This is a genomic window from Exiguobacterium qingdaonense, assembly GCF_018617855.1.
Classification (GTDB): domain Bacteria; phylum Bacillota; class Bacilli; order Exiguobacteriales; family Exiguobacteriaceae; genus Exiguobacterium; species Exiguobacterium qingdaonense.
Genome location: NZ_JACSKY010000007.1, coordinates 72,397 through 90,398, shown reverse-complemented (window position 1 = coordinate 90,398; position 18,002 = coordinate 72,397). Strand labels below are relative to the sequence as shown.

Here is an 18,002-nt window from a genome sequence, read left to right as displayed (position 1 = left end):
ATGGCAGTGGATACTTCAGAAAAAGGGTTCGAATCGAATATTGAAGCTGAGTTAATTGCAAATGGCTATAAAAAGCGCGTGCTTGAAGGTGATGCAAGTGCCGCTTTTAAGCAGCATGCTATCGACGTAGAGGAACTGTTTGCGTTCTTAGAGGATACACAGGAAAAACGCATGCGTACGCTTGAGAAGTCGTATGGTCCTTCTTACAAAGAAGAAGTGCTAAAGCGCATTAAAGATCAACTGTATAAGCAAGGGTTAGTCGAGTGCTTACGTAAAGGAATTAAAGATCGTGGTGTGACGTTAAACCTTGCTTATAATAAGCCACCAACGGATATGAACAAGACGTTGAACGAGCAATATCAATTGAACCGTTTTAATGTGTCTCGCCAAGTCTATTACAGCGACAAGCATAACAATAGTTTGGATATGGTGTTGTTCCTAAACGGTCTACCACTAGTCGTGATGGAGCTAAAGAATCCGCTAACGAATCAAACGGTGGAACATGCGATGAAACAGTTAAAAAATGATCGAGATCCTCGGGAGCAACTGTTTAAGTTTAATGAACGAGTGGCAGTTTATTTTGCTGTGGATCCGGACGAAGTGTTCATGACGACAAAGCTCGATAAAGGGAAAACCTATTTCTTACCTTTCAATAAAGGGAATCAGGGAGGCAAAGGAAATCCTTTGCCTCAGGACAGCAATTATCGGACACATTATTTGTGGGATGAGATTTTAGCACCTGACAGTCTCCTTGATATCCTTTATCGTTTCATTTTCGTGAAGAAAGATGAAATCAAAGATTCAAACGGTGAGACCATTGGAGAGCGACAAATGCTCATCTTCCCCCGCTTTCATCAATTGGATGCAGTACGAAAAATTGAGACAGATGTATCGCGTCATCTCGTTGGTCGTAACTATCTAATCCAACACTCTGCTGGCTCAGGGAAAACGAACTCGATTTCATGGCTCGCCCATCGATTGGCGAAATTGCATAACGAGAACAACGAATCGATTTTCAGTAGCGTCATCGTCATTACAGATCGGCGCGTCTTAGATAAACAGTTGCAAGATGCGGTTTATCAGTTAGAGCATAAAGCAGGGATGGTTGAACCAATTGATAAAAACTCTGACCAACTCGCACGGGCGATTAACAATGAGACACGTATCATCATTACAACACTTCAAAAGTTTCCGTTCGTATTAGAAAAGGTGGCGGGACTAGAACGTAAAAAGTATGCAGTCATCATTGATGAAGCGCACTCCTCTCAAGGTGGTAAAGCATCGACAGCACTGACAAATGTCTTATCTGATAAGACGCTAGAAGCAGCTTATGAAGAGGATCGGATTGCGGAAGAGAATTTGGATGATATCGATGAAAAAATTGTAGAAGCCATCATGAAGAGTGGGAAACAAGATAATGTGTCATTCTTCGCGTTTACGGCTACCCCAAAACCAAAGACGCTAGAAAAGTTTGGGACAGTTGGTCCAGACGGTAAACCGGCAGCTTTCCATCAGTACACGATGCGCCAGGCAATCGAAGAAGGATTTATTCTAGATGTCCTCGAGAATTACACGACGTACAAGACGTTTTGGAAGATTGCGAAAACCGTAGACAATGATCCAGAAGTCTCGCAAAAGCAAGCGACGAAGAAATTGGCTCAATACGTGTCTCTGCACCCACATAGTATTGCGCAGAAGGCAGAAATTATCATTGAGCATTATCGGAATTTTGTACAGCGTAAAATCGGAGGTAGAGCCAAAGCAATGGTTGTAACGGCGAGTCGTTTGCACGCCGTACGCTACAAAGTAGCCTTTGATCGTTATATTAATGAGATGGGGTACAATGACTTGAAAACGGTGGTGGCGTTTTCCGGAACTGTTCAAGACGGTGGAGTCAATTACACAGAGCCGGATATGAATCAGTTTTCAGAAAGAGAGCTCCCGGAAAAGTTCAACTCCGATGAATATAAAGTCTTATTAGTAGCGGAAAAATATCAAACTGGATTTGATGAACCACTCCTCCACACGATGTATGTAGATAAACCGTTAAGCGGTATAAAGGCGGTTCAAACTTTGTCTCGTTTGAATCGGACTTGCCCCGGTAAAGAAGATACATTCGTATTAGATTTTGTAAATGAACCAGAAGAAATTCAGGCATCGTTCCAACCTTATTATGAATCGACGAGCTTATCTGAAGTAACTGACCCGAACATCTTGTATGATATGCAGGCTGAAATCGAACCATATCAATTATTTACGACCGAAGAAGTGCAAAGGGTCAACGAACTTGAAGTGACAGGTGGAGCGAACAAATCTACAAAAGCTCAGATTGAGTTGAATGCGATTCTTGATAAAGGTGTAGATCGATTCAAAAACCTTTCAAACGAGGAACAGGATGCATTTAAACAAGTAGCTACTAAGTTTGCACGAACTTATGGATTCATTTTACAGGTCATCACATTCATCGATTTGGACTTACACAAGTTATATATTTATCTGACGTACTTACTCCGTAAGTTACCTCGAGGTCGAGATGACAAAGATGTTTACTTGGCTGATGATGTGACGCTTGAATACTATCGCAACCAAAAGGTGTTTGAAGGTGGCATCGAGCTCCAGAAAACAGGAGGATACGACTTGAGCCCTCAGAAGCATGGGTCAGGTGTTTCAGGAGATGACGAGAAAGTCCGCTTATCGAGTGTATTAGAAAAATTAAATGAACGCTTTGGCACACAATTCACGGAAACAGATTTTCTTTCGCGTGAGCAAGTAAAAGAGGATATGTTAAACAGTGAAGATATTCGTGAAAAGGCGAAGAACAATACAAAAGAGAATTTTAAATTCGCATTCGAGAAGACGTTCATCAACTTCGTCATTGACCGAATGAGTAGCAATGAAGAGTTCTTCCTAAAAATCTTAGAGAACGACGAGTTTAAAACGGTAATTATGGAAGATATGATGAATGAAGTGTATGGGGAAGTGAATAACTAAAAAAATGGTGCGGAGACTTCTGTAAAGTCTTCGCACCATTTTTGTGTCTTTCTTTTTACTAACGGCGGGTTATATGTCAAAGAATGCGAGATGATCATCTGATAACTTTGGATGAAGTGTCCGTCGATCTAACAATTCATTGTTCCATTCACAAGACGTCTCGCTTAAGAAAAGACAGCAGTGGCATGCTGCAGCTTTGCGATCTTGTCCACCTTCAAGGCAAGTAGGGTCTGAGGAGCAGTACTCCGTTAATTCAATAGCACGCTTTAGCATTAATGACATCTTCTCTGGCTTGGCGAGTTCAATTAATCCCCCTAAACTGCTTTCAGAGTCCCCTTCGGCGGTATGGATTAACACAGAGGCAGCACCATTCTCAAAATATAGTCGTTCCCGTAAGGAGGTAGAAGAATACCCGCTCGTTTCAGCGAACGCTCGAATTAAAGCGTGAGCAAATGTGTGAAGCAAGATGTGACGCGGATATAATTCGATTTCAGCTTGGTCACGCTTCAGACGTTTTTGTTGAAATCTTGCTAACTGACCTTCAAAGATACGCTTTACAGAGTCGCGACTTTCCCATTCTTCAATCATCTCTGGATTTAATTCAATAAATATCCCTTCGCCAAAAATTTCGATTCCTGGATACCAGTTTGTATGATTTTTAAAGATGGAAACACCATCTCCTGCTTTACGTTCGACGAATGAATCGGCATATTTCAAACGATTAAAACTAGTCAAGGCACGGACTTCGCGCATCAAATCTACACGAGTAATGTGACTGATGTAGTCCGTCCAGTCTTCGGGAACAGGCACCCGCTCCGCTTGGCAATCTTTTTCTTGGAGTGGCGCAGTTTTCGTATGCTTCCATGCACTAAGTTCACGTTGCTTAATAGAACCAAAAGAAATGTCGTCCAATTGTCGATTAGAGTCTAAGTAATGAACTCCTTTTTGAATATCATTTTCTGTCCAATCTCCGTCACTCAATATGCCTTTCAACATGACGATTTTTTGTTCTGAGGAAAAATTTGACCATGTATTTTTAAATAACTCATACTTTTTATCGATTTCTTGATAAATCGCTTCAGAACTTGCTGTTTTGAGTGGGAGTGTAATCACGCTTTGAACATTTGGAATGTGTAGTTTTGTCTCTCCACGCAAAGCCACTGTCATTTCAGCATCGCAAGTCTCGACTTGATGATGTAAAATCCATGGTTTGGTTCCAGCGCATTTTTTACCCGTGACGCGTTCGAGCTCTCCTTTTTCTTTGATTCTTGCTAAAGAAACGGGAGATGCTTCACAATTCATGCATTTAATTCGCATTGTTTTATAAGAACTCGATAGCGTCCCCTTATCTGTCATCAGTCGTAAACGTGGCTTGTCGCAAACGTTATGTTCTTGATGCGCCCACTTTACCCAAGGAAAATCGCTAATGTGTCCCTTACGACAAACCGTTACAAAACGCATCGGCGCATATTTTACTCCAAGTGGTTCACACTTTGGGTTCGTACAAAATGTGCGTCTCGGTTGATCCGTCATAGAACCACAATTCGGACAGAAACGCCAGATCGGAAATCGTGATACTTTCGTTCGGATTGCTTCAGGGTTGCTGTTTAGTAGGCGAATCGGCTTCTGATTGAATGCGCTCATGACAGCATCATGATCTTCTTCTCGAATTTGATTGTGTTTGAACTTCCATTGATCCACTGCGTTCGTAATGAAACTACCATCTGGTAAATCTACGATTGCTCCCGGACCAAAGTGATGAAGTAATTGAGCCGCTCGAATTGAGCCTCGTTGATAGGAATGCTTTGAATCACCAACTGTCATAGCGATTGACCTCCTCTTCCACTTTAATTTCAGGTTCCACACTACGTAAAGAAGTGAGTGCAAACATCGCCTCGTGAGTATAAGGTGTTTCTTCAAAGTACTTCAACAAATGGTGTGACGTATTCATCGGTCTACCATTCACAATTTTTTGCCGATAGGCTAGTTCGTGATTTGTACGATTAGCGAGTGATTCCCATGTATCTAACACTTCACTGACGAGCTGACGAGTTTCTGTTTCTGAACAATCATAGACGGATTTAGCTCGAGCGACGAAGCGATCAATCATCGAAGCATCTACGGCATCTAAGTTAAATTGACCTGCGCTATTGGCTTTTGAAATAGGAGGCGAGGTCATCGTTTGACGAATTAATCCCACGAGAACACCAGTAATTCCACGATTTAATGCACCTTTTGAGAATGGTGTCACACTTGTAGGTTCGACATATTGATAGAACGACTGATGAAATGATTTGAACTGCTCAAAGTGGAACAAATCGCGTGTTCGTTGAGGATTCAGAATTGTCACGACAAGACCAGGGTGTTGACGCCCAACTCGGCTTGTAGCTTGAATATACTCAGCAGTTGTCTTCGGTTGACCATGCACAACCATTAAGCCAAGGCGGTTGACGTCAACTCCAACTGAAATCATATTTGTACAGAGAACTGCATCCAATACTTCATCATTCTCAAATGATCGTTCCATTCGAGCTAATAATTCAGGAATTTCCTGTGCTTTTTTGCGACTCGTTAACTCTTCGAAATCGAGTAACGATTCTTCAATTTCATTTGCCTGAAGATAGGTTCGAATTTCGTCATAAAACATTGTATTCGTTCCGGCCAATTCACGTATGGTATTGAAATATCCAACGACTGTCCAATATGGATCGAGTTCTGCTTGCTTTTCTTGTTTCCGTGTCGCGGCAATTAGAGCTCCATAGACATTCACCGTATGGATTTTCATACTGACGCCTGGCGAAGAAACTCCTACATACAGACGTCCTGGCTTCTCATCAATCGGAACTGTTTTAGAGAAAAATGAGTCATCAGGTGATTGAATATAGACAGGGAATTGATTTGCCGGGCGGTCATAAAGCCCTCGAATCTGAGATTCTGCCCCACTGATTGTAGCAGTTGAAGCCACTATTTTTGTTTTTGATTCCCCAAAGCCCGTGAGCTCGTCAATCACAAACTCATATAATCCTGTTAAAGAACCGAGCGGACCATTTAATAGATGTAGCTCATCTTGAATCACGAGATCCGCAGGTGGGAGCCAAGCCTGTTGCTGAGTCAAATCTTGTGTCGGAGAATCATCTATAAATTTATTGCTAGAGACTCGATAGGATGATTTTCGGCCAAACAATTCGCCAATTCGTGGTTGCCAAGCGATTTGTGCTAGTTTATCGACTGTTCCAATGACAAGTGACGGTAAATGATCATAAATCGCCTCGTCAATCGTATAAGCTGGTATTCCAGTATGAAACGTGCATCTTGCCTTCGGACATTTGATTGTCGCTTTACTCCGGTCGACAGAATAGCATTGTACAGTTAACTTCTCACCACACCAAGGACAATGGCTAAGTTGCATCGGGTTTCCGACCTCACCGTTCTCGAGAGGCTCGTTACTTTCTAGTTTTTGGAGAGCAATTTTTGCATCATCATAATTATTTGGTGTAGATGCACTTCCGATCCAAAGTCCAATTGAAAACGGGACGGTGCCTAGATCTGCTAATTGAATATCAGAAATCTGTTTTGAGTAAGTATCTTCGTGTCGACGAATTGCTTCCATGGCACATATAAGAAGTGTCGCGCGTTGGAACTGTTGAATGGTTAGTAAGCGGAGTGTGTAGCGCATCATGACACTCATACCACCATAACTCATTGGATTGCTAACATCATTCTTTAAGCGGCGAACAAACATCACAAACGCTGCTAGACCAAGATAAGCTTCCGTTTTACCTCCACCAGTCGGAAACCACAGCAAGTCGACAAGCTGACGGTCTTCATGTTGCTCGTCAAAACTACTAGGTAAGTTCATGAGAATAAAGGCTAACTGGAATAAACGCCATTCGCTTTTAACGGGTTCAAAATCATATTGTCCTGTTTCTTTATAAACCGAGGCATGGATTCCTTGCTCGCGTTGAATATGCATCGCTAAGTTCGAGAGTCTGAAACCGGTCCATGCTTTGTCGTTCGTCTCCAAAAGACGAATGCCATCGTACATACGCGAGCAAGTTTCTCTTGCTTGTTCAACTTGTTGCAAAAGTAAGGATTGATCCATTTCGCTAAGTCCATCTAACTTCGCTGATTCGTCCCTAATCCATTCCATATACGCATCTGGTAATTTGTTTAATCGAGAAATGACTTCATCTTTAGGCTGTTTAGCCAAATCGAGCATACTAAACGACGTATCTGTCAAACGTTGATGCTCAACAAGTGGCACTTCTTCTTTTGGTAACCATGTTGTTTTGAAGTGGTAGGTTGTATCATCGACAAACCAATCTGTACCGATTTGGTGACCGATAATCGGTACGGTTCGTTCGCGATATAAGAAGTTAATTAAGTTATTCATGCCATAAGCAGGACGAGGCACAATCGACTGCTTATTAATGCTAAACGATAGTTGCGGTTGGAAGATGATTTCGTCTTGTCTCGGAAAACGATTAGTTGAACTCAAATCCAAGCTATGGACGAGATAAAGACTAATGTCTAATCCTGATTTACCTGAGCGAACATACCATTTTAAAAGTAGGTTTGAATCTAAGTCGACTGACAGTTCACCACTTTGTTTTAAATCAAGTGAGATAGTTTTTGAGAACGGACGCCGCTTGTAATGAAAAGAGTTATCTTCTTCTACGGATTCATAACGACCCCAATTAATGTGACAAGTTAGTGTGGTAACGTCATTTAAAATGAAACTAACGCCCATGCTTGAATTACGGAATTGGTCTTGAGAAGTAATGATTTCTTCAATGGCTTCACCTTCAACAGTAATGCCTTCAACTTCATTTAAAGGTTGATCCGTTTCTTCTTCATGAATGACGTTCGATGAGGCACCATATGGAAAAAGGCGACCGGTCAGGTAATACGAACTTGGTGCCGCTTTCAGTGTTTCATGTTCACCATTTTTTGGTCCTATCAGTCTTTTCTCTAGATTCTCAACGAGTTTAGTTCGTTGTTTAGGCGTAAAGGCTTTAGCTTGTGTAGACTGCTTCTTCTGACTTATTAATTGAAGAGTTTCCTCATTCATTTGAATTTGCGATTGATGAGCTAAAATCTGTCGAAGTTGTCGCAAATCGATGAACTCATCTTCAAGTAAATCTAATACCTCATCAATCGAGGCTTGTTGATTATCTTTACCTGATAAAAAATTAACTAGGCTTTGGATAATATCATTCATTATTTTGCCCCTTTCTTATATAATTTAATTGTAAAACATTTGAATAAAGGGGGCGAGGGGAAATGATGGAATCTTCAGGAGTAGTCTCTTCAAATATTAGTTATATTCAGTTGGCATTTAACTCACTTCACACCGATGTATTGACGCGAGAGAAATTAATTGAATATTTGATGATGATTTGGGATTCAGGACGAGGATGTAAGAGGGAATTCGCAGTTCTGAACTTAAACTCAGCTCTAGAAGCAAACGTACCATCAGTTATTAGCGAAGGTGATTATGTAAGACGGAAAAATGAACCTTCATCACGATTTGACGCGCTTGAACGTGAACTACGTCAAAACCGAGAGCCTATCTTAATGGCTAAAAATGTAGAAAAAGAAATAACACGGTTGTATAAAGACCCTCGTTTTATTGTGTTAAAAGGAAAATACGGACGCAAAGATGCGCAATATATCATTTTAAGCGAGTGGCAATTGCTAAATGATTTGGTCCATCGCTATATGTACAAGAATAAACTCGAAAATATCGTCAGACATGATGTGATTGCACGAGTGAAATCATACTATGACATCCAAGATTCTAATGTCTTGTTCTTTCCTAAAGTAGATTCTCGTTTCAAGACATCTTATCAACGGATCAGTTTAAATGATTATGATAACCCACCAATGGATTACAACATCACCGTCTCACCAGATATTCTAGAAGAAATTGAAGAACAAAAAGGCGCCATTGTTGAGCATCTGAAACGGAATCGTGAAACACCGATTAAAATTCGAGAAGTGATTCAAAAATATTTTCGAAAACAGCCATATGAAAATATATTCTCTGCTTATTATGAAGGGTTGAGACAAGTTTTAAAAATGGAACGAAATATTGTTATTTCTCAAAATACAATTATTTATGATGATTCCCAACCTAAAGAATTACTAGATTTCACTTCGAATAAAACGCGAGGGAAAACAATTATTTCTCCAATTTTATCGCCGAGACTAAAGCAGAGCTTAAACGGTACTGAACCTATTAAACGTGAACGTACAGCCAATAATCGTGTGACAGTTCGTTTATCTACACTCGAACGAAGAAATTCTACGTTTCAGGTGTCTGGTGAGTTGGCCAAGTATTTTGTCGATGGACAGTTAGAGGTATTAAATCAGTCGAGTCCTTTTATCCTTACCATGAACGCAAAAGGTCAGGCAGGAAGCCACAGCTTTAGCGATTTTCTCTTTGAACATCGAATTAAACCGGGACAAAAGATGATATTCGAGAATCTTCAGGAGGGCAAAGCGACTGTCAGAGTGGCTCCGTATCTACCAGAGGATTTGCGCGAAGCTGAGCGGCTTAACCGAATACAAGAACTCGATCCATCCATCGAACATCCAAGCGCACGTTCACTCTTGGTAAACTATTTATTGAAACAGAAATCTCCCGTTCCTGTGGATAAGTTAATTGAAGAGGTTCAACAGCAATATCCATATTCACCGAAAACGGTCGAATCAATTCTGTACAAACATCCCTACTTTATTCAAGATACGCTTCACACATGGCGCTTTGAGCCGGATCTCTGGAATACACGTCAAGAATCCAATAGTTTGCTAAATATGAACGAAGAATTGATTCAGATTTGGGGAGACTTAATACCATTCATATATGAAGGTAGTGACGCACCAGCTCCACATTTTATCCCACAAGATGTCGAAGACGTTCGTGTCATTATATGGGGTGGCCAATCTCCATTAAATCGAACTCAGGAGTTTGAGTATAGAGAAGGTGGAATGCTCCTTAACCCTAAGACAATCAATCAGAATTTGGACGAAGAACAGTTTTTGACATGGGCATCTCTCATATATGAACAAGGAAAAAGTAGTTCGACTACAAGACATGCGTTTGATCAAAAAATCGAACGTTTCTTTCGACTAGCTGGAGTTAAAACGAATGTACTAGCAATCCCTACTTTCCCAGCTTTACGGTTACCTCATCGATTAAAGTGTTCCCGATTAACGAAATCAATCTTGAATGGTAGCCATCCTGAAAGTATGCTTTTAGCACCGCTGTTATTTGGACAGTATCGAATAATGATGCGGTTTATTAACGAACATAGTGCACATGTCGTTGTCTTGAATTTTGATGAGACGGAGTACGCATACTTCCTCTATGCGATGCTTGGATACTCTGAGCCGATAGAACGCAAAGCGCTCACTGCATTGTTAGAAGATCGACAAATGCCAATTCGAGAAGACAAGCGTGTGTTGTGGAATTGGAGCGAGTCTACAAAACCATTCTTTAATCTAGGTAACGTAGCGTTTGAGCGGAATTATCAATTAGCTAGCGAATTGTTTAAATTGTATGACGGTGAGGCATGGAAAACTGTTAAGCAAGAAGAGTTTGTGGTGCGTTGAGATCAGGTTTTCAGACGTGGAGGTATCTCATGAAAAACTCTGTTATTTTCTTAGATCGGTTCCATAACATTGAAACGATGTTGCGTCAGCAATTAGGACAAGAAGAACATATTTCGTTTTCTTATCTTGTGGAACAAGCCGCTAAACAAAATTCCTTGATTCGACAAAAAGCGGAGCGGCTCAAAAATTTTGGACGCTTGCGCAATGCCATTCAGCATGGAAGCGGATTGAATGGTGAGGCAATTGCAGAGCCTCACGATAAAATAGTGGAGGAGATTATCGACATCGAAGAGAAGTTACGTTCTCCGAAGCGAATGAATCATTTCTTCAGGGAAGTTTATTCGCTGACCGGAACTGATTCGATGAGTAAAATGCTTCAGTTGGTTCATGAATTCCAATACTCCCAATTTCCTGTATTTAATTCTGAGGGAGAATTTATCTCACTTGTTACTGAAAGCGGTATCACGAATTGGTTGGCATCAAATGTGAAGGATGATCTTATTTCATTTGAAGAGACCAGGGTTAGCGATTTGCTTTCCGTCGATGAACTTGCTGAAACGTATCGCTTTATTTCAAGAAGAACTACTGTCTATGAAGCGAAGGATTATTTTTTACAGGCAGCAAATGAAGGACGAAAACTAGAAGCACTTTTGATTACTGAGTCAGGGAAATCAAATCAATCATTATTGGGGATTTTGACATATTGGGATTTAGCGAAGTTTGATTAGTTGAGGAGCGTACTTGTGATGGCAAAGTATAAGGAATCGATTATACGGAAAATACCTGTTCATTATGTCGAAAATAAAATTGAAGTCGATATAGGGATTGGGACGGTAAGTGTATTTTTTCAAAACTTAACATCTAATCGAATTATTAATGAAGAGTTGTTCCAAATAGCAGCTCTTGAAAGAATTACGTTACATCGATCTGATATGATTCAAGTTTTAATTACTAAGTTAGATCGAGTAATTGAAATGGAGGTTCGATTTAATCCATATGAATTAAAGAAAAAGATGAGGATGGGAGTTTATGAATCTAAGAGAGGTACTAACTATAAAGTGTTATTTGTGAATGTAGAAAACACAGAGAAGAAAGCATATGAGATTGATATAGGGAAAAAAGAACACGTACATGGGATTGATATGAGAATTGAACAAATGGAAAGTACTTTTCTTAAAACAAAACAGTTTCAAATAATCGAGAAAAATTTGAATGAGTTAATCCGTAATCGTAAAGCACTAAATAAAACGAAGCAGCGAATGAATCGATTAATGAAGTTACTACAAGTGTTTCACAGTTCTGGGAATGAATCATTCAAGGAGTGGATACGTCAAAATCTACACGTTTTAAGAGGGTTACCCCACCCGCAGAAAGAACAGCTCCCAATTGTGTATTTGCGTATTATTCGATTTTACTATGAGTATCTTTCGATAGATGAGTTCGAAAGAGAGTTTAAACAAAGTAGTCGAATCATGGAAGAGCAAGATGCAATCAGTTTTTTTGGGAGAATGAATGGACTCAACCTCCCATATCGAGCCATTACACCATTCGGATTATTATTAAAAGATTGGGATGAAAAACGATTCAATCCATATGCATTAGAAAAAATATTAAGTTATCTAGATTTATCACAATCAGAATATAATCGTATGAACCAAATTGTTCAACAAATGTTTCGTTATAACGAGAAACAGTTTCAACTAAAGGAAAAAAGTGATTTAGCTGCATGTGGTTACATTAAAGTAACATCAATTTCTATGAAAAAACGAAGAGAAATTTTAGTTAAAAAGTGCATTCCTGAATTGGGTCTGCAAAGAACTGTCGATTTATTGTTCGGTATTTCAAATCTACATAAGCATCATAAAAATGCTCATCTTGTTTATACGAGTGATTTGCAATATTTAAAGAGAAATTTTAAAGAACAGAATATTAAATGGCCACGTATAGAAATCACATAACGAAAGAAAAAACAGAGTGGGGAGCGAGGAGGTTCATGAAAGTGACGGCTGTTATAGAGCAAGAACAAAAAAGATTGAATGATTTTTGCACAATCATTGAATCTCATTTAACGGGAAAAGATACTAAAGAAAAACCGGGTCTTGAATCAAGCGACTATGAAATGATTGACATGCGAGGACATTCACGTCAATCGGAAAGCGCACAGGAACGCCAAAAGTATGAGGATGCCCTGAAAGAACTGTATTCGTTCACATTCGTAATTGAGGACGAAGGTGAAGAAGAGATTTATCCGGTCGGGAAGTTCGGCGTGGCGCACCCTCGTTCACCTGAGATCCCGCTCGTCTTAGATTGGCGGAGTGAGATGGCGATGCGTGCGTCTATGTTTAACGGGGAGGCGATTGAGACGCCAGGTGGTGACATCATCGGGATGACACAGCTTGAGCTTGATCGAAGACAGCGACGTGTCGTTCAGGCAAATCATCGTCGTGCTCCAAAACGGCAACCGAGCTCACTGACAAAACGATTTACCGAGCAAATCAAATCGACATTCAAAAAGCCGTCGACGGTGCCTGACGTCCCAAAAGAGAGTTTTATGGAGAAAGAGTTGACGAAGAAGCAAAAAGATCGTTCTATTGATGGATTCATTGCAACACGGCAAGCCGAACAAAACCATATTATCCAGGCACCCGTGAATACATATATGATTGTCCAAGGGGCGGCGGGGACTGGGAAATCGTTAACGGCGCTACATCGTATGTCTTATTTGCAGTATCAAGATGAACGCCGAAAGATGCTTTATTTAGCTCCGAACGAAGCGACGATTCATCAACTGTTGAAGGATGCGGAGCATTTACAAATTCAATCGGTTTCTATAATGGCCTTTGATGAATGGTTAAATACTGTATCGTCTAAAGACTTCTCCGCAAGTATCGTTCAGGAACTTCTTCCGTTATATCAAGGACACGACTTATTCGAGTGGGCTGATGCGGCAATTGGGGAGTGGTATGACGACGTTGCTGTGTTGCTTCGACGGTATGAGCCGATTAAGACGCTAGAAGATTTACATGAGCGTGCGTTAGCCATTTGGTTTGGACAAGAACGGCCAGGTTCTGCTCAAACAGAGCAAATTTTACAGATGCTGCGCAGTGAGTCTGAACGAACAGCTATCTTGAATAAAGAGAAGTATAAGAATGAGTTAATTACGGATATGCAGAGATGGAGCGGAGATTTAGATTCGACGAAAACTCGTACGCTTGATCAGATTATGCAAGAAAATATGAAGCGTCAATTGGCACGTGAAAAGCGAGAGCATCTTCAATTAATCGATTTTTGGAAGAAGACGACCAAGCTAGAGGCTGCGACGGTTTGGTCGATTATGAAGCAACCAGGTCGTCTTGTTTATCTCAAGAAAACCCAGTCAGAAGAATTGTTAGAGATGTGGCATAAATTAAAGCGACCAACACAACTTGATCGTTTCTTTTGGATGTATCTGCACTATGAAACAAATGGGTATCCAGATAAATGGAGTCATCTGTTTGTCGATGAGGGACAGACGCTTCGACCGCTAGATATTTTCGTACTCGAGAAGCTGTGTCACGGGATGACGATATTTGGTGACACACTCCAAAGCTATCGTTCGCTCGAAATGATTTCTTGGGAACCGATTAAAGAGCACGGACAATCAAATTGGAAGATCGAGTACTTAACAAAAACGTTCCGTACAGCGAAACCTATTGTTGATTTAGCTAAAGGGGTATTGGCTGATACTGGACATGATACGAGTTGGATCGATCCATTTGAAAGGGACGGGAAGCCGATTGAACTATTAAGATCAAAAAAGAGTCGTGAATTAAAAGAGTTGCTATCTCGATGGGGTAAAGAAGAATATTCAATTTGTATCATCACACCAACGATGGAGCGTGCGTCTTTCTTGCATTCAAAGTTACAGTTGCCGACGCAACTCATTCAATCGGAAACTACAAAAGTCAGTGACGAGATTGTCATCTCGACAATCGATTACTTGCGGGGAATGGAATTCGATGCAGTATTGATGATGGACGTGGATGAAATGAACTACTTTGATACCCCTCAGGAAGCTCGACAGTTATATGTTTCTCTAACGAGGGCGTTACATGAAGTAGTTCTTCATACTACAAATGAATACTCACTTTTGTTAGCTGATCAGCTGTTGGAAGTGTGAAAGGAGAGTGAAAATGGGGGACCTTAAACTATTTCAAATAAGCGAACAAGGTACGAAAGAATTATATGGCCAGTCGATGACCATTGAGAAATCGCTCCAACAATTGTTTGAAAAAAATTTAGAGCAGTTGCTCGGTATTCGTTTTGTTGCCTCTGAGTACAGCACGGGTCGTACACACGGTGGTCGGATTGATACCCTGGGTTTAGATGAAAATAACTCGCCTGTTATTATTGAATACAAGCGGTCGACAAACGAAAATGTGATTAATCAAGGATTGTTCTATTTGGACTGGTTACTCGACCACCAAGCGGAGTTCGAGTTGTCAATTTTGAAGCAGTATGGGAAAGGCGTGTCCGACACAATTGATTGGAGTAATCCACGTCTCGTCTGTATCGCCGGTGGCTTCACGAAATATGATGAGCACGCTGTTAAACAAATCAATCGCAATATCGAATTGTATCAATACAAATATTATGAGAATGATTTGCTGCTACTTGACCTCGTCAACGCAACGACAGCAAAGCCTATCACGACTTCAACGGAGTTCTCTGTGACAAGTAAGACGGTCAGTGACTACTTGAAACAAGCAACGGAAGAATCAAGAGACTTATTTGATGGGCTCGTTTCGTATCTTATAGCACTAGGTGATGACGTGCAGGAAAATGTGACGAAGCACTATATTGCATATAAGCGAATTAAAAACTTCGCATGTGTGGAGTTTCACCCAAGCACCCAAAAGATTTTGATGTATGTGAAAGTAGACCCAGATACCGTAGCACTCGAACCTGGCTTTACGAGAGATATGCGAGGGATTGGTCACTATGGAACTGGAGATTTAGAGATTGTCTTATATTCTTACGAAGATTTTGAAAAAGCGAAGCCTTACATCGAGAAAAGCTATGAAGCGAACTGATTATGGGAACTCCATCGGATTGATGGGGTTCTTTTTGTCTCATAAGTAAACTTCTCATTTGAACCCTATCCGTTTTTTTATCTACCTAATATTAGGAAATCCGTTATAGTGGATGCAAGAATTGAACAACGGGGAAGGATGAGGTAAAGATGAACCAATATTATTTAACAGAATGGCGAGCGTTAACGAAAGCAACGGAAGTGACACTCCATCTCTATACCATACCGCTCAAAGATCCATCATCACGAAATACGCAGGGTGGGAAGTTGATTTTTCACTTGAATAAATTGAACAATTTTCAACCAATGGTGTTTTTCGATCAGTACATTGCTTCATTTGAGGAAATCAAACAATGGGGAGACGAGACGTTTCTTCAATATGAGGCGCGTCCGATCAGTCCATCACGGAATGTCGAGCGAACATTACTTGAACGTCTGTTGAAAAAGCAGTTGGAGCGATTGGCTCATCCGAGTTACATGATGAACCGGGGAAAGTTCCGCTCGAAACAGGCGCATCCAAAGTCTACAAGTGGGCTGCTCATTTATCCGGCATTAGATCTCAATGTGAATGTATCTGAGACGGCTGAAATTGTATTCGGATTCGATTTGACTCATCAATTTGAATACCGTGAAAACTTATTGCATCAGATTAAGCGTGATCCGAAATCCGTATATGCAGGAATGCACGTCATCGATTCGACTCACCCAAAATCGTATGAGTACGAATTTGTAGAGGTCGCACCATACCGAGCGAATGAAGTGAGCCCGATTATGAAGTGTTCCATTATTGATTATTTCGCAAAGAAAGAGCCGAAACGTATAATCACGCCAGATGCGCTCGTCGTTCATGTTAAAGATCGAAACAATCAGATCCTTATCTACTTACCTGAGCAACTGAAACAGAGTTGTTCCTTTGAGACGATTCCAGCTAGACATCTCGGTGCAGTCAGTCGCATCATCAAATTGTCACCTGACGCACGCATGTCTAAACTTATGCCGGAAGCGCTTGCGTTAATTGGTCGTCTCCCAATGCTTCAGTTTGAGCGACAAGATGTACGAGCAGCTCGTCTTGGTTATTCAATTCAAACGTTGCCTTCGCCACGTCTCCGATTCGGTAAAGGGAGGACCACGAGTTATGCAAAAACTGGCTTGAAGCAAGGTGGCGTGTTTGAAACAGGAGAGGCAACCGTCAGTTTCTTTGTCGACCCGAAATTACGAGATCATCAAAAGCGGCAAGTCCTAGAGTTTATCAATAAACTACAAACTACGTCTGAACGCTTTGGGGTAACCCTCAATGTCTCGCATAAACCAAAAGGATTGAGCCAGAAACTACCTTCTGATTTGTTGCAGGCAGAGGATGTTCTATATCAACTGAAGAGTGTCCCTCAACACTTTGAAGGTGTCGTTGTTGTCATCGCCGAGGAAGCATCGCTCCAGCATTCGTATCAAGCTATCAAACGACAATTTGGTGGGAAACAGGATGTCGTGACGCAATGCGTCGAGTTACATGACCGTGTATTGAACTCTGAGGATACGCTATACAACATTTTACTGGGTATATACGTGAAGGCAGGTCTCCAGCCTTGGATTCTTGGTGAACCGCTCCATTCGGATTGTTTTGTCGGATTAGACGTAAGCCATGAGAATGGTAAACACGCAGCAGGCATCATTCAAATCATTGGGAAAGACGGGGCGATGATCAAGCAGAAAGCACTCTCGACAAGTGAAGCGGGGGAGAAAATCAGTTCTGAGACGATGCGGGAAATTGTCTATGATACACTTCATGCGTTTGAAGAACAGTACGGACATGCCCCTAAGCATATCACGTTCCATCGAGATGGATTTGGGCGTGAAGATTTGACTCTTATTGATTCAATTCTATCTCCGCGTGAAATTCAATTCGACTACGTGGAAATTTTGAAGAATATCAATCGACGGATGGCGATTTATGAAGATGGTTGGAAAACTTCACAGGGACTCAGTTATACAAAAGAGCGCATGGGTTATCTCCTCTCGACGGATCCCCATGTGCGTGTCGGAATGGCTAAGCCTCTCAAAGTGGTTCAACAGACGAGCACATTGCCGTTTGAAGCTATTTTGACGGACGTCTATCGCTTATCGTACATGCACGTCCACTCGCTATTGAAAACAAGACTGCCAATCACGACGCATTATGCAGATTTAAGTTCGACGTTCCATAATCGCGGCTTACTCAATGCAAATACAGAACATGAAGAGGCATTGCCATTTGTATGATTTATTTTTATGATGCGGTAGCAATCAACTCGACTATCGAGACCTATTTATTTCTTCTCAAAAAGTA

9 protein-coding genes are annotated in these 18,002 nt (G+C 41.0%); 7 read left to right on the top strand and 2 right to left on the bottom strand.

Annotated features, from left to right (window positions below):
* A complete protein-coding gene (locus tag KNP00_RS09480) occupies positions 1-2,991 on the top strand; it encodes a type I restriction endonuclease subunit R (protein WP_215144561.1) in 2,991 nt (996 codons plus the stop codon).
* Between the two features lie 69 nt (positions 2,992-3,060).
* Here the strand turns inward: KNP00_RS09480 and drmB are convergent, their stop codons facing one another.
* Entirely contained in the window at positions 3,061-4,815 is a 1,755-nt protein-coding gene (drmB, locus tag KNP00_RS09475) for a DUF1998 domain-containing protein (RefSeq protein ID WP_215144558.1), read from the bottom strand.
* The gene (drmA, locus tag KNP00_RS09470) at positions 4,802-8,212 is read right to left on the bottom strand and encodes a DISARM system helicase DrmA (RefSeq protein ID WP_215144556.1); all 3,411 of its coding nucleotides are present in this window, start codon (positions 8,210-8,212) and stop codon (positions 4,802-4,804) included. The genes drmB and drmA overlap by 14 nt, the downstream gene beginning before the upstream one ends.
* Before the next feature lie 62 nt (positions 8,213-8,274).
* Between drmA and KNP00_RS09465 the strand changes: the two genes are divergently transcribed.
* From KNP00_RS09465 to KNP00_RS09440, 6 genes are all read left to right on the top strand, one after another.
* The gene (locus tag KNP00_RS09465; RefSeq protein WP_215144554.1) at positions 8,275-10,608 is read left to right on the top strand and encodes a hypothetical protein; all 2,334 of its coding nucleotides are present in this window, start codon (positions 8,275-8,277) and stop codon (positions 10,606-10,608) included.
* Positions 10,609-10,637: 29 nt separating this feature from the next.
* On the top strand, positions 10,638-11,336 hold the full coding sequence (locus KNP00_RS09460; protein ID WP_215144552.1) for a CBS domain-containing protein: 699 nt from the start codon (positions 10,638-10,640) through the stop codon (positions 11,334-11,336).
* Between the two features lie 18 nt (positions 11,337-11,354).
* Complete coding sequence (locus KNP00_RS09455) at positions 11,355-12,566, top strand: hypothetical protein (protein ID WP_215144544.1); 1,212 nt, start codon at positions 11,355-11,357, stop codon at positions 12,564-12,566.
* Between the two features lie 41 nt (positions 12,567-12,607).
* Complete coding sequence (locus KNP00_RS09450; protein ID WP_215144542.1) at positions 12,608-14,767, top strand: ATP-binding domain-containing protein; 2,160 nt, start codon at positions 12,608-12,610, stop codon at positions 14,765-14,767.
* A 13-nt stretch (positions 14,768-14,780) separates the two neighbouring features.
* Positions 14,781-15,680 carry a DUF5655 domain-containing protein gene (locus tag KNP00_RS09445; RefSeq protein ID WP_215144540.1) on the top strand — a complete coding sequence of 300 codons (900 nt, stop codon included), beginning with the start codon at positions 14,781-14,783 and terminating at the stop codon, positions 15,678-15,680.
* A gap of 149 nt (positions 15,681-15,829) precedes the next feature.
* On the top strand, positions 15,830-17,935 hold the full coding sequence (locus KNP00_RS09440) for a Piwi domain-containing protein (protein ID WP_215144538.1): 2,106 nt from the start codon (positions 15,830-15,832) through the stop codon (positions 17,933-17,935).
* The last annotated feature ends 67 nt before the right edge of the window (positions 17,936-18,002 follow it).